Below are 7131 nucleotides of genomic sequence, written 5' to 3' on the forward strand. Positions count from 1 at the left end.
TTAAAAATAATTTTTTCTGATTTATTATATTAAAAAAAAGGGGAGTTTTTAGGTGGTTAAAAAAAAGTAGTATAAATGGGGGTGGTTAGTGGTTTACCCTTCTTTTTTTTTTATTGGTTTTGGAATTTTTTGTAAGTTTCTATTACTTCATCGATTCCTTCGCCGGTTTTTATACTACATTTAATTACTGGTATGTCTGGATTGATTGTTTTTATGTCTTCTACCATTTTATCAGCATCTGCACCTACAGCATCAGCAAGATCTATTTTGTTTACTATTGCCATATCTGCTCCTTTGAAGATCATTGGGTGTTTTTCTGCTGTGTCGTCACCTTCAGTTACACTTATAATAACTGTTCTTATATGTGTTCCGAGGTTAAAGTCTGCTGGACATATTAGATTTCCTACGTTTTCAACAAATAGTATTGATAGGTCATCTAATGGTATTTCATCTAGTGCATGTTCTACTAGGTGTGCATCTAGGTGGCATTCTTTTCCTGTGTTTAGTCCTTTTACAGGTACATTTTTGTTTTCTATTCTTTTTGCATCAAATTTACTTAGAATATCTCCTGCGATTACTCCTATATCTTCATCAGACATTTCATCGATTAGTTTTTCAAGTAATGATGTTTTTCCGGATCCTACAGCACCTACTAGGTCTACTGCAAATACGTTGTTTTCATCAAATACTTTTCTATTTTCTGCTGCGAGTTTATCATTTGCTTGTATTATATCTTGTTCTATTTCTATACTTGCTATTTTATGCATCTTCTTCATCTTCCTTTTCTATTTTTATTGTTTTTATACTACATTCTCGTCCTTCAATTATGTTTATTCTTGTGTTATCACATTTAGGACATGTTGCTACAGCCATTAAATGATCCATGTTTTCATCTGTTTTGCTTTTTCCTTTAAATCCACATTTATCACATTCTATTTCTATTGGGATCATGTTTATGATGATTTCTGCATCTTCAAATATTGTATCTTCTCGTATTACATCCATCATAAAGCGGAGTTGTTCAGGGTTGAGCATTGTGAGTTCTCCTACATCGAGAACTGCTTGTGTTATTTTTATTGCATCATTTTTTTCTGCTGTGTCAATTATAGCTTCTACCATACTTGTTGCCATAGCTAGTTCATGCATTTTATTTTTATCTCCAGAAAATTTTTTTTCATTATTTTTTTCTTATTATATTATATATTTAAATAAGTTATATTTTTCTTTTTTTTAATGTTTTTTCTGTATTTTTCATAATCTACAATTTTATATATACCTTTTAATATTTATAAATCTATATATATTTGTATATTAGGTAATAATTATTAACAATTTAAAATAAAGTATTATTTATTTTTTTTTATAATTAATTATCAAAAAAAAAGTTCTATAAAACAATCACACAAATCAAAAAAAAACACATAAAAATGAATATTAGATTTAACATATAAACTAAAAATTATTTTATAAAATAAAAAACATAATTATAAAATAACTAACAATATTTTTTTTTAATAAAAAAATAAATTCAAATAACAAATTTATTTGAATTAAAATTATACAGGGAGCGTAATAATAAGTGATTATTGGAGGATCTGCATCACAATCATTAGCAGCAGAAGTAGCAAAAGAATTAAATGATAAGCTATGTAGTGTGGAAACTAAGAAGTTTCCAGATGGAGAAAGATACTTTAGAATAAAAGATGAAATACCAGAAGATGAAAAAGTTATAATAATACAATCTACAGGATATCCACAAGATGAAAATATGATGGAACTATTTTTCATACTTGATACACTAAGTGATATGAATATAGATGATATAACAGTAGTATCACCATACCTAGGATACAGTAGACAAGAACGCAGATTTAAAGAAGTTGAATGTATATCAGCAAAAGCAATATCAAAACTACTTCAAAGTATGGGAGTAAAACATTTAATATCAATAAATCTACATGAAGAAAGTATATGTGACTTATATGATATACCAGTAGATAACCTATCAGCAATGCCTTCAATAGCTGAATATATACGAGAAAACCATGAAGATAAAAAACCAATAATACTAGCACCAGATAAAGGAGCAGAAAACTTTGCAAAACAAATAGCAGAAATACTAAACACAGACTATGACTACCTTGAAAAAGTTAGACTATCACCTGAAAAAGTAAAAACCAAGACAAAAAGTATATCTGTAGAAAATCGTAGTGTAATAATAGTAGATGATATAATAAGTACAGGTGGAACAATAGTAAATGCAATAAACATATTAAAAGAAAATGGAGCTAAAATGGTAGATGTAGTATGTGTACACCCAGTACTTGTAAATGATGCAATACTAAAAATATCAGCAGCAGGTGCAAATACAATTCATGGAACAAACACACTAAAAAGTGAAGTTGCACATATAAGTGTAGCAACAACAATAGCAGATCATCTTAAAAACCTTGAAAATCAATAAAACCTCTTCTTCTATTTCTTTTTTTTAAAACTAAAATACTTATAATAAAAAATATTTAAATTTATAATAAAATTATAGAGTTTCACAAAGCTAAATTAAAAATTAGTAATTAAAAAAAAATAGTATTTTAAGGGGGTTATAAACAATACATCCTAAAATGCATTAGTATCATTTCTATACTCATTTTTATATGAATCTTTTTTATAACTATTTTTTGAGTATGAATCTTTACGATAAGTTTTCTTATTATTGTTACGATTAGAATAATAGCTACTATTATCCTTCTTAAAACCATTATTATCCCGATGAGGATTAAATTTTCGACTTTTACGATTTCTTTTATTTGAAAACTTCTTATTTTTATTATCTCGAGATTTTTTCTTAGATTTATCACGAGGTTTTGCAGGTTCAATATGTGCACGTTTATTTGCAATATATGTATCACCCATAAATCTATAGAAGTCTGATGCACGATCTGATGGAATTTCTACAAATGAGAAATTATCAAATATATCAATATTACCTATTTGATGACCTGTAAGACCTGTTTTTTCATGTATTGTATTTAGTATAACATTTACTGTGATATTTTGTTTACGACCTACACTTACAAAGAAACGAACAAATCCTTCATGAGCTTCTGTATCACCAAATTCTTCTTCTTTATATGGACTATTTTCAATAATTCCTTTAAGAAGTGTTGCAGCTATATCAATTGAGTTAAAGTCCTCTTCAATAAGCTTTTCAATAATATAAATTTCTTTTGATATATCTTCTGTGTTAATTTTTTCTTTAAGCTCTTCTATGAAGTTATCTTTTTTAACTTCTTCAACATCACTAAGTGAAGGTATTGGTGCTTGTTCAATCTTAGTTTTTGCATATCTTTGAATATCACGAAGCTGGTATATTTCACGTCCTGATACAAAACTAAATGCTTTACCAGTCTTACCAGCACGACCAGTACGACCTATTCTATGAACATAGTACTCATTATCATTTGGTATATCAAAGTTAAATACACCCTCAACACCACCTACATCAATTCCACGTGCTGCTACATCTGTTGCAACCAAAATTTCAATGTTTCCTTTTTTAAATTTACGCATTACACGATCACGTTGATTTTGAGTTAAATCTCCATGAAGACCATCAGCTAGATATCCTCGTACTTGAAGATGACTTACAAGTTTATCTACTTTACGTTTAGTATTACAAAATACTAATGATAAATTAAAATCATGTATATCAAGAAGACGAGATAGTAGTTCTAGTTTCATATCTTCTTTTACTTCAAAATATTTCTGGTCAATATCTGGTGTTGTTAGTTCATGTTGTGTAACTTTTACAATCTCAGGATTGTTTTGATATGTTTGTGCAAGTTGTAATATTTCATTTGGTAATGTTGCTGAAAATAGTAAAAATTGTCTTTCATCAGGGATGTATTGTAGAATATATTCTATATCTTCTCTAAATCCCATATCTAGCATTTCATCTGCTTCATCTAGTATTATTGTTTTTATTGTTCTAAGATCAAGTGTTCCCCGATTTATATGATCCATCACACGTCCTGGTGTTCCTATGATTATTTGAACTCCTTTTCTTAGTGCTTTTATTTGTCTATCTATTGGTTGACCACCATATACTGGCAGTACATTAATTTCAGGCATGTATGCAGCTAGTTTTCTTAGTTCTTCTGCTACTTGTATTGCAAGTTCTCGTGTTGGACATAGTATTATAGCTTGTAGTGATTCATCATTTTTATCCATATTTTCAAGTAGTGGTATTCCAAATGCTGCTGTTTTACCTGTTCCTGTTTGTGCTTGTCCTGTCACATCTTTTTTTGCTAATATTTGAGGAATTGCAAGTGATTGTATAGGGGATGCTTCCTCAAATCCCATGTCTTCTACTGCTTTTTGTAATTCTTCTGATATATTTAGGTTTTTAAATTCTAATTTTTCCATAAAATCCTCTCAATTATTAATTTCGTAGTTTATAAAATAAGATTCTGGTATTTTTTTCATGTTATTTTTTTTGACTTATTTTTTCATGTTTTTTTTAGATTATTTCAAAATTCTGGTTTATTTTTTTTTGCATAAAAAAAAAGTTGATTTCTTTTATGATGTAACTATTGGCATATCTACAATTTTTTTTTAATTATTCCTAGTGAATTAATGGTTATTTTTTTTTGGAAATTTGTAATTTTTTTTATTATTTCTTTTTTTTCTTTTTAATTGTATTATGGAAAATATGGGTTCTATTTTTCCCGTATTATTAATAATAATTTTTATACTTTTTTCTACTTTTTTTAAAATAGTCTAATTAATATTTTTAAGCTTTAAGTTATTAAAAAGTATTGATATTTTAGTATTTGAAAATAAGATGTTAGGTTAAATTAAATTAATAAAAGAGTTTTTAAAAATAGTTTCATAAAGGGTGGATAGTTTATTTCTAAAAAGAGATTATGGAAATAGGAGGGTATATTTTCCTATTGTCTTTGTTCTTCTTTTTCTTTTAGGGATTTGATGAATGCTTCTTTTTTAGGTCCAACTAGTGCATGTTCAAGTACATCTGTTAGTGTATGTACAGGTACAATTTCGATTTGATCTACGTATTTTTTATCAATTAATACATCATTTACATTTGATGCAGGTATTAATACTTTTTTAATTCCTGATTCTGCTGCTGCTTCTATTTTATAGGTTGCTCCACCTATTGGTAGTACTGTTCCACGTACACTTAGTGATCCTGTTAGTGCCATTGTTTGATCAATTGGTATATCTTCTATTGCTGATATTATTGCTGTTGCCATTGATACACTTGCTGAATCTCCTTCTACTCCGTCATATGATTGTACAAATTGTATGTGTATATCGTAGTTTGATATGTCTGTTCCAATACTTTTTTTGATGATAGCACCTACGTTTTGTACTGCTTCTTTTGCTATGTCTCCAAGTTTTCCTGCTGCTATTATTTTACCTTCTTCTTTACTCTGGGATGGTGCAGCTTCTGCAGCTATTGGTAGTACAATTCCACTTGAATTTCCAATTACAGCAAGTCCATTGATACATCCTATTTTTGATCCTTCATTTGAATATACACTGTATTCTTTTCTTTGTTTTATGTATCTGTCTGCTATTTGTTGTTCTAGTGATCTTGCCTGTTTTTTAGCTTCAAATACATGATCTGGAGTTACTTCATTTGCACCTTCTTCTATTGCTATATCTCCTGCTGCACGTACAAGTCCACCAAGGTCACGTAGTTTTAGTGTAAGTGTGTCTTTTTTACCTGCACGTCTTTGTGCTTCTTTAATTATTTCAGCAACTGCTTCTTTTGAGAAGTGTGGTATTCTTCCATCGTTTTTTACTTCTTGTGCTACGAATTGTGATAGTTTTTTACGATTTTCTGGTGTATCTTCCATTGAATCTTTCATGAAGATTTCATATCCATATCCTCTGATTCTTGATCTTAGTGCAATGTGCATACCATCAAGTACTTCAAGGTTTCCTGATGCTACTAATACAAAATCACATGGTACAGCATCTGTTCTTACCATTGCTCCACTACTTGTATCACTTTGTCCTGTGATTTGGAGTTTATGTTCTTGCATTGCTGTTAGGAGTTCTTGTTGTGTTTTCATATCCATAGTTCCGATTTCGTCTATGTAGAGTACTCCTTTGTTTGCTCTGTGTATCATTCCACTTTCAACACGTTCATGTGCTGGTGTTCCAAGTCCTCCTGATTGGTATGGGTCGTGTCTTACATCACCAAGTAATGCTCCTGCATGTGCTCCTGTTGCATCAATAAATGGTGCTACTTTTTTATTTTCACTGTTAACTAGGAGTTTTGGTGCAAGTTGTTGATTTTTTGGTTTTATTTGGTATAATGCGAAGAATACTATTCCTACTGCTATTATTGCTGTTAAAAATTGGTTTGTGATAAATCCTATTACCATTATTAGTGCTATTATTGCTATTGTTAGTGTGTTTTTTCTAGATTCTTGTTTTTTAAATTGTTCTTTTGAGTTTTGTACGATTTTTTTTCCTTGTCCTGCTGGCATTACTCCAACTAGTGGATTGTTTGGATTTTCAACATTTGGATATATTAGTATGTCTTGGAGATCTTCAGGTGGGAGTAGTTCTGCCATTGCTTTGGCTATCATTGATTTTCCTATTCCTGGTTCTCCTATGAGTAGTACGTTTCTTCTTTGTTTTGCTGCTTTTTTAATTGTTTCTACTGCATCTTCTTGTCCAATAATTTGATCAATTAGCATTGGGGGAATGTCTATGTTTTGTGTGTCGTTGTATTCATCAGGATCTATTACTGATACAACATGTTCTTTTATGTCTATTTCATCGCTGTTTTCATCTGGGTTTGTTGGATTTTCTGTGTTTGGTTTTTCATCCACTGGTGTTTGTGTTGGTTCATCATCTTGGATGATATTTTCATCTAAATTTTCATTATTAGTTGGGGTGGTAATATTAGATTCCTCCTGTGAGTATTTTTTTTTGAATGTTTCTATATTTTTTTTATTAAAATTAGATTTTTTTTTGATTGAAAAATTAGTATTATTAATTTTTTAAGTGTTTCTTTTTCTTTGTTTTGATTATTTTTTTTGTTATTTTAATTATTTTTACTTAGTATATTAATATTATAATATTATATTTATT

Annotated in this window: 5 protein-coding genes; 1 reads left to right on the plus strand and 4 read right to left on the minus strand. The window is 29.2% G+C overall.

The window, feature by feature from the left end:
• Nucleotides 1-110: 110 nt before the first annotated feature.
• The gene (gene hypB / locus MSCUN_RS01120) at nt 111-767 is read right to left on the minus strand and encodes a hydrogenase nickel incorporation protein HypB (RefSeq protein ID WP_095609215.1); all 657 of its coding nucleotides are present in this window, start codon (nt 765-767) and stop codon (nt 111-113) included.
• Nucleotides 760-1146, minus strand: a complete 387-nt coding sequence (hypA, locus tag MSCUN_RS01125; protein ID WP_095609214.1) for a hydrogenase maturation nickel metallochaperone HypA — start codon at nt 1144-1146, stop codon at nt 760-762. Before hypA ends, hypB begins: the two co-directional genes overlap by 8 nt.
• 433 nt (nt 1147-1579) lie before the next feature.
• Here hypA and MSCUN_RS01130 point away from each other — a divergent pair, with 433 nt between their 5' ends.
• On the plus strand, nt 1580-2464 hold the full coding sequence (locus MSCUN_RS01130) for a ribose-phosphate diphosphokinase (RefSeq protein WP_095609213.1): 885 nt from the start codon (nt 1580-1582) through the stop codon (nt 2462-2464).
• Nucleotides 2465-2616: 152 nt separating this feature from the next.
• Here the strand turns inward: MSCUN_RS01130 and MSCUN_RS01135 are convergent, their stop codons facing one another.
• Together MSCUN_RS01135 and lonB are read right to left on the minus strand one after the other, a co-directional pair.
• Complete coding sequence (locus MSCUN_RS01135) at nt 2617-4425, minus strand: DEAD/DEAH box helicase (RefSeq protein WP_095609212.1); 1809 nt, start codon at nt 4423-4425, stop codon at nt 2617-2619.
• Between the two features lie 524 nt (nt 4426-4949).
• The gene (lonB, locus tag MSCUN_RS01140) at nt 4950-6734 is read right to left on the minus strand and encodes an ATP-dependent protease LonB (RefSeq protein WP_245837676.1); all 1785 of its coding nucleotides are present in this window, start codon (nt 6732-6734) and stop codon (nt 4950-4952) included.
• Nucleotides 6735-7131 lie beyond the last annotated feature (397 nt).

Source organism: Methanosphaera cuniculi, from assembly GCF_003149675.1.
Taxonomy (GTDB): domain Archaea; phylum Methanobacteriota; class Methanobacteria; order Methanobacteriales; family Methanobacteriaceae; genus Methanosphaera; species Methanosphaera cuniculi.

Coding starts and splice junctions, on each gene's coding strand:
- lonB (WP_245837676.1), bottom strand. CDS start 6,734: ATGCTAATTGATCAAATTATTGGACAAGAAGATGCAGTAGAAACAATT.
- MSCUN_RS01135 (WP_095609212.1), bottom strand. CDS start 4,425: ATGGAAAAATTAGAATTTAAAAACCTAAATATATCAGAAGAATTACAA.
- hypA (WP_095609214.1), bottom strand. CDS start 1,146: ATGCATGAACTAGCTATGGCAACAAGTATGGTAGAAGCTATAATTGAC.
- hypB (WP_095609215.1), bottom strand. CDS start 767: ATGCATAAAATAGCAAGTATAGAAATAGAACAAGATATAATACAAGCA.